This window comes from Pseudomonas sp. PS01270 (assembly GCF_029959775.1).
Classification (GTDB): domain Bacteria; phylum Pseudomonadota; class Gammaproteobacteria; order Pseudomonadales; family Pseudomonadaceae; genus Aquipseudomonas; species Aquipseudomonas atacamensis.
Genome location: NZ_JASCPT010000013.1, coordinates 1 through 14212 on the forward strand (window position 1 = coordinate 1; position 14212 = coordinate 14212).

General features: G+C 61.4%; 12 protein-coding genes. 6 read left to right on the plus strand and 6 right to left on the minus strand.

The annotated features are described in order from the left end of the window. Nucleotides 1–188: 188 nt before the first annotated feature. Nucleotides 189–2366 carry a malate synthase G gene (locus QMX86_RS06815; protein WP_071173836.1) on the minus strand — a complete coding sequence of 726 codons (2178 nt, stop codon included), beginning with the start codon at nt 2364–2366 and terminating at the stop codon, nt 189–191. 623 nt (nt 2367–2989) lie between these two features. Here QMX86_RS06815 and QMX86_RS06820 point away from each other — a divergent pair. Beyond that, nucleotides 2990–3508, plus strand: a complete 519-nt coding sequence (locus QMX86_RS06820; protein ID WP_282387375.1) for a glycine cleavage system protein R — start codon at nt 2990–2992, stop codon at nt 3506–3508. Between the two features lie 223 nt (nt 3509–3731). Here the strand turns inward: QMX86_RS06820 and rarD are convergent, their stop codons facing one another. The 5 genes from rarD to QMX86_RS06845 all read right to left on the minus strand — a co-directional run bounded on the left by rarD (nt 3732) and on the right by QMX86_RS06845 (nt 9481). Then, nucleotides 3732–4619, minus strand: a complete 888-nt coding sequence (rarD, locus tag QMX86_RS06825; protein WP_041476730.1) for an EamA family transporter RarD — start codon at nt 4617–4619, stop codon at nt 3732–3734. A 160-nt stretch (nt 4620–4779) separates the two neighbouring features. Next, the gene (locus tag QMX86_RS06830) at nt 4780–5754 is read right to left on the minus strand and encodes a serine/threonine protein kinase (protein WP_016772856.1); all 975 of its coding nucleotides are present in this window, start codon (nt 5752–5754) and stop codon (nt 4780–4782) included. Between the two features lie 165 nt (nt 5755–5919). Beyond that, nucleotides 5920–7821 (minus strand): PhoX family phosphatase, encoded by a 1902-nt coding sequence (locus QMX86_RS06835; RefSeq protein ID WP_024014570.1) that lies wholly within the window; start codon nt 7819–7821, stop codon nt 5920–5922. 69 nt (nt 7822–7890) lie between these two features. After that, complete coding sequence (locus tag QMX86_RS06840) at nt 7891–8655, minus strand: TOBE domain-containing protein (protein WP_282385590.1); 765 nt, start codon at nt 8653–8655, stop codon at nt 7891–7893. Nucleotides 8656–8746: 91 nt separating this feature from the next. Then, a complete protein-coding gene (locus QMX86_RS06845; protein ID WP_282385588.1) occupies nt 8747–9481 on the minus strand; it encodes a ComF family protein in 735 nt (244 codons plus the stop codon). A gap of 91 nt (nt 9482–9572) precedes the next feature. Here QMX86_RS06845 and bioB point away from each other — a divergent pair, with 91 nt between their 5' ends. The 5 genes from bioB (at nt 9573) to bioD (ending at nt 14170) form a co-directional block, all read left to right on the plus strand. Then, nucleotides 9573–10628: a biotin synthase BioB gene (gene bioB / locus QMX86_RS06850; RefSeq protein WP_016772860.1), complete on the plus strand. Its 1056-nt coding sequence runs from the start codon at nt 9573–9575 to the stop codon at nt 10626–10628. A 160-nt stretch (nt 10629–10788) separates the two neighbouring features. Further along, the gene (gene bioF / locus QMX86_RS06855; protein WP_282385586.1) at nt 10789–11967 is read left to right on the plus strand and encodes an 8-amino-7-oxononanoate synthase; all 1179 of its coding nucleotides are present in this window, start codon (nt 10789–10791) and stop codon (nt 11965–11967) included. Then, nucleotides 11960–12691, plus strand: a complete 732-nt coding sequence (locus tag QMX86_RS06860; protein WP_282385584.1) for an alpha/beta fold hydrolase — start codon at nt 11960–11962, stop codon at nt 12689–12691. Before bioF ends, QMX86_RS06860 begins: the two co-directional genes overlap by 8 nt. Further along, the gene (gene bioC / locus QMX86_RS06865; protein WP_282385582.1) at nt 12684–13493 is read left to right on the plus strand and encodes a malonyl-ACP O-methyltransferase BioC; all 810 of its coding nucleotides are present in this window, start codon (nt 12684–12686) and stop codon (nt 13491–13493) included. Before QMX86_RS06860 ends, bioC begins: the two co-directional genes overlap by 8 nt. Then, a complete protein-coding gene (gene bioD / locus QMX86_RS06870) occupies nt 13490–14170 on the plus strand; it encodes a dethiobiotin synthase (RefSeq protein WP_282385580.1) in 681 nt (226 codons plus the stop codon). Before bioC ends, bioD begins: the two co-directional genes overlap by 4 nt. Nucleotides 14171–14212: the final 42 nt, after the last annotated feature.

Genomic DNA, 14212 nt, shown 5'->3' on the forward strand with positions numbered 1-14212 from the left:
TTCGTTCCCACGCTCTGCGTGGTAATGCTTCAATGGACGCTCCGCGTCCGCTGTTGTGGGACGCGGAGCGTCCCGGGCTGCATTCCCACGCAGAGCGTGGGAACGATCAAGGAATTCAATCCACCTCAAAAACAAGAAGGCCCTGATCTCTCGATCAGGGCCTTTTTCATTCCAACCATCAACTCAAGTCACAGACCATTCTTGGCCTTGAACTCGCGACGACGGCGGTGCAGCACCGGCTCGGTGTAGCCGTTCGGTTGCTTGGTGCCTTCGATCACCAGTTCGACCGCCGCCTGGAAGGCGATGTTGCTGTCGAAGTCCGGTGCCAGCGGGCGATACAGCGGGTCGTTGGCGTTCTGGCGGTCAACCACCGGCGCCATGCGCTTGAGGCTTTCCATCACTTGCTCTTGGCTGACGATACCGTGGCGCAGCCAGTTGGCGATGTGCTGGCTGGAGATGCGCAGCGTCGCGCGGTCTTCCATCAAACCGACATCGTTGATGTCTGGCACTTTCGAGCAGCCGACACCCTGGTCGATCCAGCGCACCACGTAACCGAGAATGCCCTGGGCGTTGTTGTCCAGTTCGTTCTTGATCTGCTCTGGTGTCCAGCTTGGGTTCACTGCCAATGGAATGGTCAGGATGTCGTCCACCGAGGCGCGCGCACGTTTGGCCAGTTCAGCCTGACGCGCAAACACGTCAACCTTGTGGTAGTGCAGCGCGTGCAACGCAGCGGCGGTCGGCGATGGCACCCAGGCAGTGTTGGCGCCGGCGAGGGGGTGAGCGATTTTCTGCTCGAGCATCGCGGCCATCAGATCCGGCATGGCCCACATGCCTTTGCCGATTTGCGCACGACCTTGCAGGCCGGTGCTCAGACCGATATCGACGTTCCAGTTTTCGTAGGCGCCGATCCACTTCTCGGCCTTCATGTCAGCCTTGCGCACCACTGGGCCGGCTTCCATGGAGGTGTGGATTTCGTCGCCGGTGCGGTCGAGGAAACCGGTGTTGATGAACACCACGCGCTCGCTGGCCGCCTTGATGCAGGCCTTGAGGTTGACCGTGGTGCGGCGCTCCTCGTCCATGATCCCGACTTTCAGGGTGTTGCGCGGCAGGCGCAGGACGTCTTCGATGCGCCCGAACAGCTCGTTGGTGAATGCCGCTTCTTCCGGGCCGTGCATTTTCGGTTTGACGATGTACACCGAACCGGTGCGGGTGTTGCGCCGCGAGGTGTTGCCGTTGAGGTTGTGCATTGCTGCCAGGCAAGTCACCAGACCGTCGAGGATGCCTTCCGGCACTTCGTTGCCTTGGCTGTCGAGGATCGCATCGATGGTCATCAGATGGCCGACGTTGCGCACGAACAACAGCGAACGACCGTGCAGGGTCACTTCTCCGCCATTGGGCGCGGTGTAGGTGCGATCCGGGTTCATGGTGCGGGTGAAGGTCTGGCCGCCCTTGGCGACCTCTTCCGACAGGTCGCCCTTCATCAGGCCGAGCCAGTTGCGGTAGATCACCACTTTGTCGTCGGCATCGACGGCGGCCACGGAATCTTCGCAGTCCATGATCGTGGTCAGCGCCGCTTCCATGAGGATGTCTTTGACCCCGGCGGCATCGGTCTGGCCGACCGGAGTGCTGGCATCGATCTGGATTTCGAAGTGCAGGCCGTTGTGCTTGAGCAGCACCGCGATCGGCGCGTTGGCGTCGCCCTGGAAGCCGATCAACTGAGCATCATCGCGCAGGCCGCTGTTGCTGCCGCCCTTGAGCGTCACGACCAGTTTGCCGTCAGCGATTTTGTAGCCGGTCGAATCGACGTGGGAGCCGGCGGCCAGTGGTGCGGCTTCGTCGAGGAAAGCACGGGCGAAAGCGATGACTTTGTCGCCACGCACCTTGTTGTAGCCTTTGCCTTTTTCCGCGCCACCGTCTTCGCTGATCGCGTCGGTGCCGTAGAGGGCGTCGTACAGCGAGCCCCAGCGGGCGTTCGAGGCGTTGAGCGCAAAGCGCGCATTCATTACTGGCACGACCAGTTGCGGGCCGGCGGTGCGGGCGATTTCATCGTCGACGTTTTGCGTCGTCGCCTGGAAATCAGCCGCTTCTGGCAGCAGATAACCGATCTCTTGCAGGAAAGCTTTGTAGGCCACGGCATCGTGCGCCTGGCCGGCATGCTGCTGATGCCAGGCATCGATGCGCGCCTGGAATTCATCGCGTTTGGCGAGTAGGGCTTTGTTCTTCGGCGCCAGGTCATGAATGACCTTGTCGGCACCTTCCCAGAATTGTTCGGCGGTGAGGCCGGTACCGGGAATGGCTTCGTTGTTCACGAAGTCGAACAGGACTTTGGCGACCTGCAGGCCACCGACTTGAACGTGTTCAGTCATTGCTTGCCTCACTCTGCTCAGCTATTTCGCTTTTCAGCTTGTCAATTTAACAATGAAGCTTCTGGCCATTTAAACCACAAACCTGCCGACCAGTACATGCCATTGCTGGCGGCTGGGCTAGGACCAATCAACGGCTTGGAGGCCTTGCTGACGGGGCTTTCAGGGTTGCGAAGGGCCTTGGGCAGACATCGATCCAGCGTTATGTAGTGCGCGCTGCGGCATACTACATGATGAGTTGCGCTTGTGAAAATCAGACTAATTACGTCGTTCTGCGACCTCATGACGCATTGCGGTCACGTCGCGGAACGGGATGTTCTCAAAAAAGCATTGGATTGTTCCAGCTAAATATCGAAAGTTGTACACATAATTACTGTGGGCCTGCTAAGGAGCAATTTGGGGGTAACGATTTGTGGCGAGGGGATTTATCCCCGTTGGGTGGCGAAGCCGCCCCCTGCGGTCCGGCTGGCAGACCCAATTGGCAGGACTCACGACTGCTGCGCAGCCGGACGGGGATAAATCCCCTCGCCACAGGTCATCATCTGCCAGCACTGGGTCAGGCTGAATCAATCCGCTTGCCTATACTTGCCCTTCGATAACAAAAGTCATGACAAGAGGGCTGCGCCATGGACCATCTCGTACTCACCGTTTTCGCCCCGGACAAGCCCGGGCAGGTCGAGCGCATCGCCCAATGCATCGCCGAGCACGGCGGCAACTGGCTGGAAAGCCGCATGTCACGCATGGCCGGGCAGTTCGCCGGGATTCTGCGCGTGGGTGTGCCGGCGGAGGCTTACGACGAACTGGTCGATGCCCTGCAAGCGCTGTCGGCCCATGGCATTCGGGTACTGATTGCCGAAAGCGGAGTGGAGCAGTCCTGCATGTGGAAACCGATCGCTATGGAACTGGTCGGCAACGACCGACCGGGTATCGTCCGCGATATCACTCGGCTGTTGAGCGAGCAGGGTGTGAACCTGGAGCGGCTGGTAACCGAGGTGCGCCCGGCGCCGATGAGCAGCGAGCCGCTGTTTCACGCTGAGGCGATTCTGGCGGTGCCACTCACCTTGTCGCTCGACGTTCTGCAGGCGCGCCTGGAAACCCTGGCCGATGATCTGATGGTCGAATTGGTGTTACGCACAGAGGTTTAAGCGCAGACAGGGTTATTCAGGTTTAACGTGCACCTGCCTGTGGATAACCTGTAGAGACAGACCGCCACGCCACGCCGGCCGGGGCTTTGCGCCCTTTGATCAAAAAACCGCCAACATTCAGTGACTTGCGCACAAACGGCGGGGATCACGCTGTGGATAAGCTTGGGAAGGAACGATGCAGGCCACGAGGGCCGTGGCCTGCGGAGCTTTGTGCGTTTTTTGATCAGGCGCGCCGGCGCAAACTTATCCACGCATCAACGCTGTAGACCGCCAGACCGGCCCAGATAAACATGAACGCGACCAGCGTGCTCGAAGATAAGTGCTCGCCAAACAGCAGCACGGCTTGCAGCAACACCAGCGTCGGCGCGATGTATTGCAGGAAGCCGATGGTGGTGTAGGGCAGGTGGCGGGTGGCGGCGTTGAAACACACCAATGGCACCAGCGTCACCGGGCCGGCAGCCACCAGCCACCAGGCTTCGGAGGTGGTCCAGAAGGCCGGCTGCACACTCGTGGCAGTCTGGTTGAACAGCAACCATGCGATCGCAATCGGCACCAGCATCCAGGTTTCTACTACCAGCCCCGGCAGCGCTTTGACCGGCGCCTGCTTGCGGATCAGGCCGTAGAAACCAAAGGTCAGCGCCAGCGCCAGCGACACCCACGGCAGACTGCCGACCTGCCACACCTGCTGCGCCACGCCGATGGCAGCGAGACCGACCGCCACCCACTGCATGCGCCGCAGCCGTTCGCCAAGGATCACCATGCCCAACAGCACGTTGACCAGCGGATTGATGTAGTAACCCAGACTCGCCTCGAGCATGCGGCCGTTGTTCACCGACCACACGTAGGTCAGCCAGTTGGCCGCGATCAGCGTGCCGCTCAGAGCCAGAATCGCCAGGCGCTTGGGATTGTCGAGCAACTCGCGCAGCCAGCCCGGGTGTTTCCACACCATCAGCAGCAACGCACCGAACAGCGCCGACCACAGCACCCGATGGATGATGATCTCGACGGCCGGGACTTCGGCGATGGCTTTGAAATAGATCGGGAACAGGCCCCAGATGATGTAGGCGCTCAGGCCCAGAATGTACCCGCGACGCGGGTTGGCGGCTTGCATGCAGAATCCTTGCTCAGGCAGCTGACAAAGGAGGGATTGTAAGGAGGTTGTATAGATGTGTCGTGTCAGAAAGCAAAAAGATCGCAGCCTTCGGCAGCTCCTACAGGGGAATGCGATCCATGTAGGAGCTGCCGAAGGCTGCGATCTTTTGATCTTTAATTCAGAACAACTTCAAAGGTTCTTCGTTAAGCGCGGACAGTTGCTCACGCAACGCCAGCACCTGGTCGCCCCAATACCGCTCCGTGCCAAACCACGGAAAGCTGTGCGGGAACGCCGGGTCGTCCCAGCGCCGTGCCAGCCAGGCGCTGTAGTGCATCAGGCGCAAGGCGCGCAACGGTTCGATCAGCGCCAGCTCGCGCGGGTCGAAATCATGGAATTCGTTGTAGCCGTCCATCAATTCCGACAACTGCCCGAGACATTCCTGGCGATCGCCGGCAAGCATCATCCAGATGTCCTGCACCGCCGGGCCCATGCGGCAGTCGTCGAGGTCGACGATGTGGAACATTTCGTCGCGGCACATCATGTTGCCGGGGTGGCAGTCACCGTGCATGCGGATGTTCTGGTGAGGCGTGGCGGCGTAGACGTCTTCGACGCGTTTGAGCAGGTCGCGGGCAACCGACTCGTACGCCGGCAGCAAACTCTTGGGAATGAAATTGCCTTCGAGCAGGGTGTTCAGCGAGGCATGGCCGAAGTTCTGCACGGCGAGGGCTTCGCGGTGCTCGAACGGCTTGGTGCCGCCCACCGCATGCATGCGCCCGAGCAACTGGCCGAGGCGATACAGTTGATCAAGATTGCCCGGCTCCGGCGCCCGACCACCACGACGCGGGAACAGGGTGAAGCGGAAGCCGGCGTGCTCATGCAGGGTTTCGCCGTTGTGGATCAGCGGCGCTACCACCGGGATGTCGATGTCGGCCAGTTCGAAGGTGAACTGGTGCTCTTCGAGAATGGCCTCGTTGGTCCAGCGCTGCGGACGATAGAACTTGGCAATCAGCGGCTCGGAGTCTTCGATACCGACCTGATACACACGGTTTTCGTAGCTGTTGAGCGCCAGGATGCGCGCGTCGCTGAGGAAACCGATGCTTTCAACGGCATCCAGGACGAGATCGGGGGTGAGGGTTTCAAACGGGTGGGCCATGCTGACTCCTGCGCGCAGCAGGCTGCTGCGTCCGGCTCGGCATGGTAGCGCAGATGGCAGCGGGGGAGGTGGTTGGTGTCCTTGCTGATGCCATCGCTGGCAAGCCAGCTCCCACAGATCTTGCGCAAAACCTGTGGGAGCTGGCTTGCCAGCGATGAGGGATTATCAGGCGCCGACGATCCCACCATCCTCCCGGGTAATCGCCATCACCGAAGACCTTGGCTTGCCATTGGGCAGATGCTCGGGGAAGGTCGAACCGCCGTTCTCGCCTGGATGCTGAATCCCGACAAACAGGGTTTTCTGATCCGGCGAGAAGCTGATCCCGGTCACTTCGCAACCCACCGGCCCGACCATGAAACGGCGAATTTCACCGGTCGCAGGATCGGCGCAGAGCATCTGGTTGTTGCCCATCCCGGCGAAGTCGCCAGCATTGCTCGAATCGCCGTCGGTGAGAATCCACAGGCGTCCGGCCTTGTCGAAACCCAGACCGTCGGGGCTGTTGAACATGTTCTGCGGGGTAATGTTGGATGAGCCACCTTTCGGCGTCCCGGCATGCACGCCCGGATTGCCGGCGACCACAAACAGATCCCAGGCAAACGTCTTCGAGGCGTGATCGTTGCGGTCGGTACGCCAGCGCAGAATCTGCCCGTAGACGTTCTTCTCGCGCGGGTTTGGACCGCCCACCGGTTGCCCGTCTTCACCGCGCTTGGCGTTGTTGGTCAGGGTGCAATAAACCTGGCCGTCCTTGGGGCTGACGACGATCCACTCCGGGCGGTCCATGCGTGTTGCGCCAACCACGCTGGCGGCAAGGCGCGCGTGAATCAGCACTTCCGCCTGATCGGCAAATCCGCTGCTGGCGTCGATGCCGTTCTTGCCGTGGGTCAGTTCGATCCACTGGCCCTGGCCTTTCGGGTGATCAGGGTTGCCGTCGCCGGCATCGAATTTGGCCACATACAACGTGCCGTGATCGAGGATGTCGCGGTTAGCCTTCTGATTGCGATGGTTGATGCGATCACGGCTGACGAATTTGTAAATGAACTCGCCACGCTCGTCATCGCCCATGTACACCACAGCGCGACCATCGTCGGTCTCGGCCAGTGCGGCGTTTTCATGTTTGAAGCGGCCCAGCGCGGTGCGTTTGACCGGAGTCGATTGCGGATCGAATGGGTCGATCTCGACCACCCAGCCGTGACGGTTGAGCTCGTTGGGATTCTTGGCCATGTCGAAGCGCGGGTCGTGCGGGTGCCAGTTGATATCTTTGCTGCTGGCGACAACGCCGTAGCGCTTTTGCGCGGCATCGAACTGCTGCTGGGCGTTGCTGCTGCCGAAGCAGTCGGTGAAGTTTTCTTCGCAGGTCAGGTAGGTGCCCCAGGGTGTCTTGCCGTTGGCGCAGTTCTGGAAGGTGCCGAGGACTTTCTTACCGTGCTTGTCAGCAGCGGTTTTCATCAAGTCGTGGCCGCGGGCCGGACCGCTGATGCGCAGCGGCGAGTTACCGTGAATCCGACGGTTGTAGCGCGAGCCCTGGACGAATTGCCACTGGCCGTTCTTGCGCTGCACTTCGATCACCGACACGCCTTCGCAGGCCAATGCCTTGCGCACGTCTTCAGCCGACTGCGGCATGCCGCCGTGCGGATATAGATAGCGATAGTTGGTGTATTCGTTGTTGATCGCCATCAGCGCGCGGTTCTTGTCGTCCGGGAAGGCGAACAGGCTCATGCCGTCATTGTTGTCGCCGAACTGCACTTCCTGTGCGGCAGCGGTGCCGTTACCGCTCGGATCGAAGGCCGGGCCGTTCTTGTGCAACGGCTGGCCCCAACTGATCAGCACCGAAGACTTGTAGCCCTTGGGCAGGCTGATGGCGTCGGTGGTCGCCGCCGGAATGCTCTCGAAACCGAGCAGGCGGCTGTTGCCGGCGCTGACGCTGGCGGCCATGACGCTGCGGCTCAACAGGTTGCCGCCGAGGAACATCGCCGCGCCGCACAAGGCACCGGCGCTGATGAAACCGCGACGGCTGAGGCCGACCATTTTTTCCAGATCAGTGGATTGGTTTTCTTCTAATAGGCTCACATCAGGCTCCCTGCTTGGTTATGGGCAACACCTTAATGCGGGTCGATGACGCTTTTGTGGCAAGACAAATCAGAGCGGCGTGCCGATCAGCACGTTGGACGGCGCACATTGCACCTGCACCGCAGACCCCACGGCGAGTTGCTGGTTGCGCAAGTGCAGCGGTTCGGCCAAGGCACAAAGTGTCTGGCCGTTGGGCAGGGAAATGCGCACCTCGCTGGGACCGTCCTCAGCATCGAGGATGGCTTCGATGGTGCCGCGCAGGACATTGTGTCCGGGCGTGGCCGGCTGATCGGTGCCGAGCAGTTCAAGCCAGCCAGCCTTGATCAGCGCCATGACTTCGGTACCGATCTGCAATTCCAGATGCACGGTGCTGTCGTGGGTGATCTGTGCCTCCAGAGCAATGCTTTCGGCCAGTTCGAGGTGGATCAGATCGTTGCGCCCCTGCGCCTGAATGGCCGCGACCGTGCCATGCAACTGATTGCGCGCGCTGGTCCTGAGCATCAGCCGCCCAAGCAGGTCGAGATCGCTGGCGTCTTCCGCCGCTTCCAGCACCTGCGTCTGCAATGCCTGCAATTTCTGATACAGGCGCAGCACTCGCTCGCCCTCGCTGGACAGTCTGGCCCCGCCACCACCCTTGCCGCCCACCACGCGCTCGACCAAGGGCTTCTGCGCCAGATTGTTCAATTCATCAATCGCATCCCATGCTGCCTTGTAACTGAGCCCCGCGCTTTTCGCCGCACGGGTGATCGAGCCCTGTTCGGCGATGTGTTGCAGCAGGGCAATGCGCTGCGGACGGCGGACAATGTGCTGGGAGAGCAGGGTGGGCAGGGACATGGCAGAACGCTTCTGGCTCGGGCGATGAGAGGGACGTTGGCCACTTGCAACGCGCGAGTCAAGCCGAACACACAACCTGTAGGAGTTGAGCTCAGGTACCGGGTTTCGGTGTACGAGCCAGGCAATACACATCAACCCGCGCCGCACCTGCATTCATCAACAACCGCGCCAGCGCTTGAGCGGTCGCGCCCGTGGTCAGAACATCATCCACCAGCGCCAGATGTCGGCCCTTAACCTGTGCATCAGGCGTTAGCGCAAAGGCATTGCGCAAGTTGCGTTTGCGCGCCTTGGCGTCGAGATCCTGTTGGGCATCGGTGTCCATGACTCGCCGCAGCAGCTGTTCTTCACACGGCAAATCCAGCGACACACTCAGCCAGCGCGCGAGCATCGCCGCTTGATTGAATCCTCGCCGACGCAGTCGTTTATTCGCCAACGGCACCGGTAGCAACACATCGGGTCGCGGCAAGTCTTCGGCGAAGCGATGCTGCAAGTATTGGCCGAGAACGTCGGCGAGCAGGTGACCAAACGGCCATTTCGCGTTGTGTTTAAACCGTGTAATCAGACTGTCCACGGGGAAGCCATAAACCCAGGGCACGGCGACCTGCTCGAAGGCCGGAGGCTCTAGCAGGCACTCGCCGCAGGTCAGGCCATCCGCCGCCAGCGGCAAAGCGCAGCTCTGACAATGACTGCCGAGCCAGGGCAATTCGGTTTCGCAGGCCTCGCACATTGGCATTTGTGCTTCTGCAGGCTCATCGCACAGCAAACAGGTCTGTACGTTTTTTAAACAGATGTAAACCTGTCCTTGGTATTGCGGTTGACAGCGCATCGCTCTTCCTTAAATATGCCGAACATCCGTGTAGCGCCTGTGGGTATTCCATTTTCCCCGGCGCCAGCCAAGCATAACCAAGGAATTGCCCATGAGCGCGAGCACCACCGCCACCCTGCGTCACGATTGGTCTCTGGCCGAAGTCAAAGCACTCTTCGTACAGCCATTCAACGACTTGCTGTTCCAGGCGCAAACGGTGCACCGCGCGCATTTCAACGCCAACCGCGTGCAGGTCTCGACACTGCTGTCGATCAAGACCGGCGCCTGCCCGGAAGACTGCAAGTACTGCCCGCAGTCCGGGCACTACAACACCGGTCTGGAAAAAGAAAAACTGATGGAAGTGCAGAAGGTCCTCGAAGAAGCGGCCCGCGCCAAAGCCATTGGTTCGACGCGATTCTGCATGGGCGCGGCGTGGAAACATCCGTCGGCCAAAGACATGCCGTATGTGTTGAAGATGGTTGAAGGGGTGAAAGCCTTGGGCCTGGAAACCTGCATGACCCTCGGACGTCTCGATCAGGAGCAGACCGAGGCGCTGGCCAAGGCCGGTCTCGATTACTACAACCACAACCTCGACACCTCGCCGGAGTTCTACGGCAGCATCATCACCACCCGCACTTACAGCGAACGTCTGCAGACGCTGGCTTACGTGCGTGAGTCGGGGATGAAAATCTGCTCCGGCGGCATTCTCGGCATGGGCGAATCGCTGGACGATCGCGCCAATCTGCTGATCCAGCTGGCCAACCTGCCGGAGCACCCGGAGTCGGTGCCAATCAACATGCTGGTAAAAGTCGCCGGCACGCCGCTGGAAAACGCCGAAGACATCGACCCGTTCGACTTCATCCGCATGCTCGCCGTGGCGCGCATCCTCATGCCGCAATCTCACGTACGTCTGTCCGCCGGTCGCGAAGCGATGAACGAGCAGATGCAGGCCCTGGCATTTTTCGCCGGCGCCAACTCGATTTTCTACGGCGACAAATTGCTCACCACCGCCAACCCGCAGGCGGACAAGGACATGCAGCTGTTCGCGCGCCTCGGTATCCAGCCGGAGGCCCGCGAAGAGCATTCCGATGAGGTTCATCAAGCTGCGATCGAGCAGGCACTGGTGGAGCAGAAGAGTAGCGAGCAGTTCTACAACGCTGCGGTGTAATAAACCGCGCGGATTGCCCTGAAGGAATGCAAAACCCCTGTGGGAGCGGGCCTGCTCGCAAAAGCGGTTTGGCCGCCAACATCCCTGTTGGATGTGACGCCCATTCGCGAGCAGGCTCGCTCCCACAAGGGATCTGTGTCATTTGAAAATCGAGGCCTGCATGTCATTCGATCTCGCCGCACGCCTTGTTGCCCGCCGTGCCGACCACCTCTACCGGCAGCGTCCGCTGCTCGACTCGCCGCAAGGCCCGCAAGTCGTGGTCGACGGCCAACCGCTGCTCGCTTTCTGCAACAACGACTATCTGGGCCTGGCCAATCATCCGCAGGTGATCGAAGCCTGGCGCGCCGGTGCCGAGCGCTGGGGTGTCGGCGGTGGTGCGTCGCATCTGGTGATCGGCCACAGCAGCCCGCATCACGCGCTGGAAGAAGCACTCGCCGATCTGACTGGGCGCCCACGTGCACTGCTGTTCACCACCGGCTACATGGCCAACCTCGGCGCGGTCACCGCGCTGGTCGGGCAGGGCGATACGGTGCTCGAAGACCGGCTCAATCACGCCTCGTTGCTGGACGCGGGCCTGTTGTCCGGCGCGCGTTTCAACCGCTATCTGCACAACGACGCCGAGAGTCTGGCAAAGCGCCTGGAGAAAGCCACTGGCAACACACTGGTGGTGACCGATGGCGTATTCAGCATGGACGGTGACATCGCCGACCTGCCGGCGCTGGCCCGCGCGGCCAAGGCCAAAGGCGCGTGGCTCATGGTCGACGATGCCCACGGCTTCGGTCCGTTGGGCGCCAACGGTGGCGGCATCGTCGAGCATTTCGGCTTGAGCCAGGACGATGTGCCGGTGCTGGTCGGCACCCTCGGTAAAGCCTTCGGCACCGCCGGGGCCTTTGTCGCCGGCAGCGAAGAGTTGATCGAAAGCCTGATCCAGTTCGCCCGCCCGTACATCTACACCACCAGCCAACCGCCGGCGCTGGCCTGCGCGACGCTGAAAAGCCTCGAGCTGTTGCGCAGTGAACACTGGCGCCGTGAACACTTGCAGGCGCTGATTCGCCAGTTCCGCCACGGCGCCGAGCAGATCGGGCTGGAGCTGATGGCCAGCTTCACGCCGATCCAGCCGATCATGATCGGCGATGCCGGGCGCGCCGTGCGTTTGTCGCAAATGCTGCGCGAGCGCGGCTTGATGGTGACCGCGATCCGTCCACCGACCGTGCCGGCCGGCAGCGCGCGACTGCGCGTCACGCTGACCGCCGCCCACAGCGAAGCTCAAGTGCAACAGTTGCTGGAAGGATTGGCAGATTGTTTCGCCCGATTGTCGTTGGAGCCAGGCCATGCGTAATCGTCTGATTCTGCTGCCCGGCTGGGGCCTCGGCGTGTCGCCGCTGGAACCGCTGGCCGCAGCATTGCGTGGCCTCAACGAACATCTGCAGGTCGAAATCGAGCCCCTGCCGGAACTGGATTCCGCCGACCTTGAAGACTGGCTCGACGAACTCGACGCGCGCATTCCACAGGAAGTCTGGCTCGGTGGCTGGTCGCTGGGCGGCATGCTCGCCTCTGAGTTGGCGGCACGACGCGGTGAGGCGTGCTGCGGGTTGCTCACGCTGGCAAGCAACCCTGCGTTTGTTGCTCATGAACAGTGGCCGAGCGCGATGCCCGGCGAGACGTTCGATGCGTTTCTTGCCGGTTGCCAGGCCGATCCGCGTACCACGCTCAAGCGCTTCGCTCTGCTATGTGCGCAAGGTTCGCCAGACCCGCGTGGCTTGTCGCGGTTGCTGCTCGGTGGTGCGCCGGCAGCCGCGCCGACTGCGCTGATGGCGGGTCTGGAGCTGCTTGCGCAACTGGATACGCGCCAGGCGTTGCAGGGGTTTCGCGGCCCGCAGTTGCATCTGTTCGGCGGTCAGGACGCTCTGGTCCCGGCGGAAGCGGCCGGCGCATTGTTCGCGCTATTGCCGGATATCGAAATTGGTCTGATCGAACAGGCCAGCCATGCTTTTCTGCTGGAAGACCCGCACGGAGTCGCGGGCGCGATCCAGGCGTTTCTACATGAGTGCGCTGATGACTGATCTGTCCCTTGTGCTGCCTGGGGGCTTGCCCGACAAGCGCCAGGTGGCGGCGTCTTTTTCTCGCGCTGCGGCCAGTTACGACAGCGTCGCCGAGTTTCAGCGTGACGTCGGCACGCAGCTGCTTGAGCGTTTGCCTGGGAGTTTCATGCCGTCGCGGTGGCTTGATCTCGGTTGCGGCACCGGCTATTTCACCCGGGCGCTGGCCTCGCGTTTCACCCAGGGCAGCGGTGTCGCGCTGGACATTGCCGAGGGCATGCTCAATCACGCACGGCCGTTGGGTGGCGCTGAGCATTTCATTGCTGGCGATGCCGAAAGATTGCCGCTGCAGGATGCGAGCTTTGATCTGATTTTCTCCAGCCTTGCAGTGCAGTGGTGCGCCGACTTCGAAACGGTGCTCAGCGAAGCTTTTCGCGTGCTGAAACCGGGCGGGATATTTGCGTTTGCTAGTCTGTGTACAGGGACGCTGTACGAATTGCGGGAGAGTTGGCAGCAGGTCGACGGGCTGGTGCACGTCAATCGCTTCCGCGAGTTCGCCCGCTATGAACAGTTATGTGCTGGCAGTGGCATGCGCATTTTGGCGCTGGAGAATCAGCCGCACGTGTTGCATTACCCGGATGTGCGCAGCCTGACCCATGAGCTGAAGGCATTGGGCGCACACAATCTGAATCCGGGCCGGCCGGGCGGTTTGACCGGACGGGCGCGGATTCTCGGGCTGATCGACGCGTATGAGCGGTTCCGTCAGGCGTCGGGGCTGCCGGCAACGTATCAGGTGGTATACGCCGTGTTGGAGAAACCTCTATGAGCGCAGCCTATTTCATCACCGGTACCGACACCGATGTCGGCAAGACCACCGTTGCTGCCGGATTGCTCCATGCGGCGCGGTCGGCAGGCTTGAGCACGGCGGCGGGCAAACCGGTGGCATCGGGTTGCGACGTCACGTCCAAGGGCTTGCGCAATTCCGACGCCCTGGCGCTGCTGGCCGAATGTTCGTTACCGCTGACTTATCAACAGGTCAACCCGGTGGCGTTCGAGCCAGCGATCGCTCCCCATCTGGCGGCGCGCGAAGCAGGTGTGGCGCTGACGGTGCAATCGCTGCTGGCGCCGATGCGCGGGATTCTGGCGATGAACGCCGATTTCACCCTGATCGAAGGCGCAGGCGGCTGGCGTGTGCCGTTGGCCGATCAGAACAATCTCTCGGACCTGGCGATTGCGCTGCAGCTGCCGGTGATTCTGGTGGTGGGCGTGAGGCTGGGGTGCATCAGTCATGCGTTGCTGACCGCCGAGGCGATTGCCCGCGATGGCCTGCAATTGGCGGGGTGGGTGGCCAATATCATCGATCCGAAAACTTCGCGGCTGGAGGAGAACCTTGCGACCCTGGCCGAGCGCATCCCCGCGCCGTGCCTGGGTCGCGTGCCGAAACTCAAGGCGTTGAGCGCCGAAGCGGTGGCCGAGCATTTGCAACTGGATTTGCTCGATTAAGTTTCTCGCTATGAACAGGCACTGTGCCATTAGTGTTTTTGA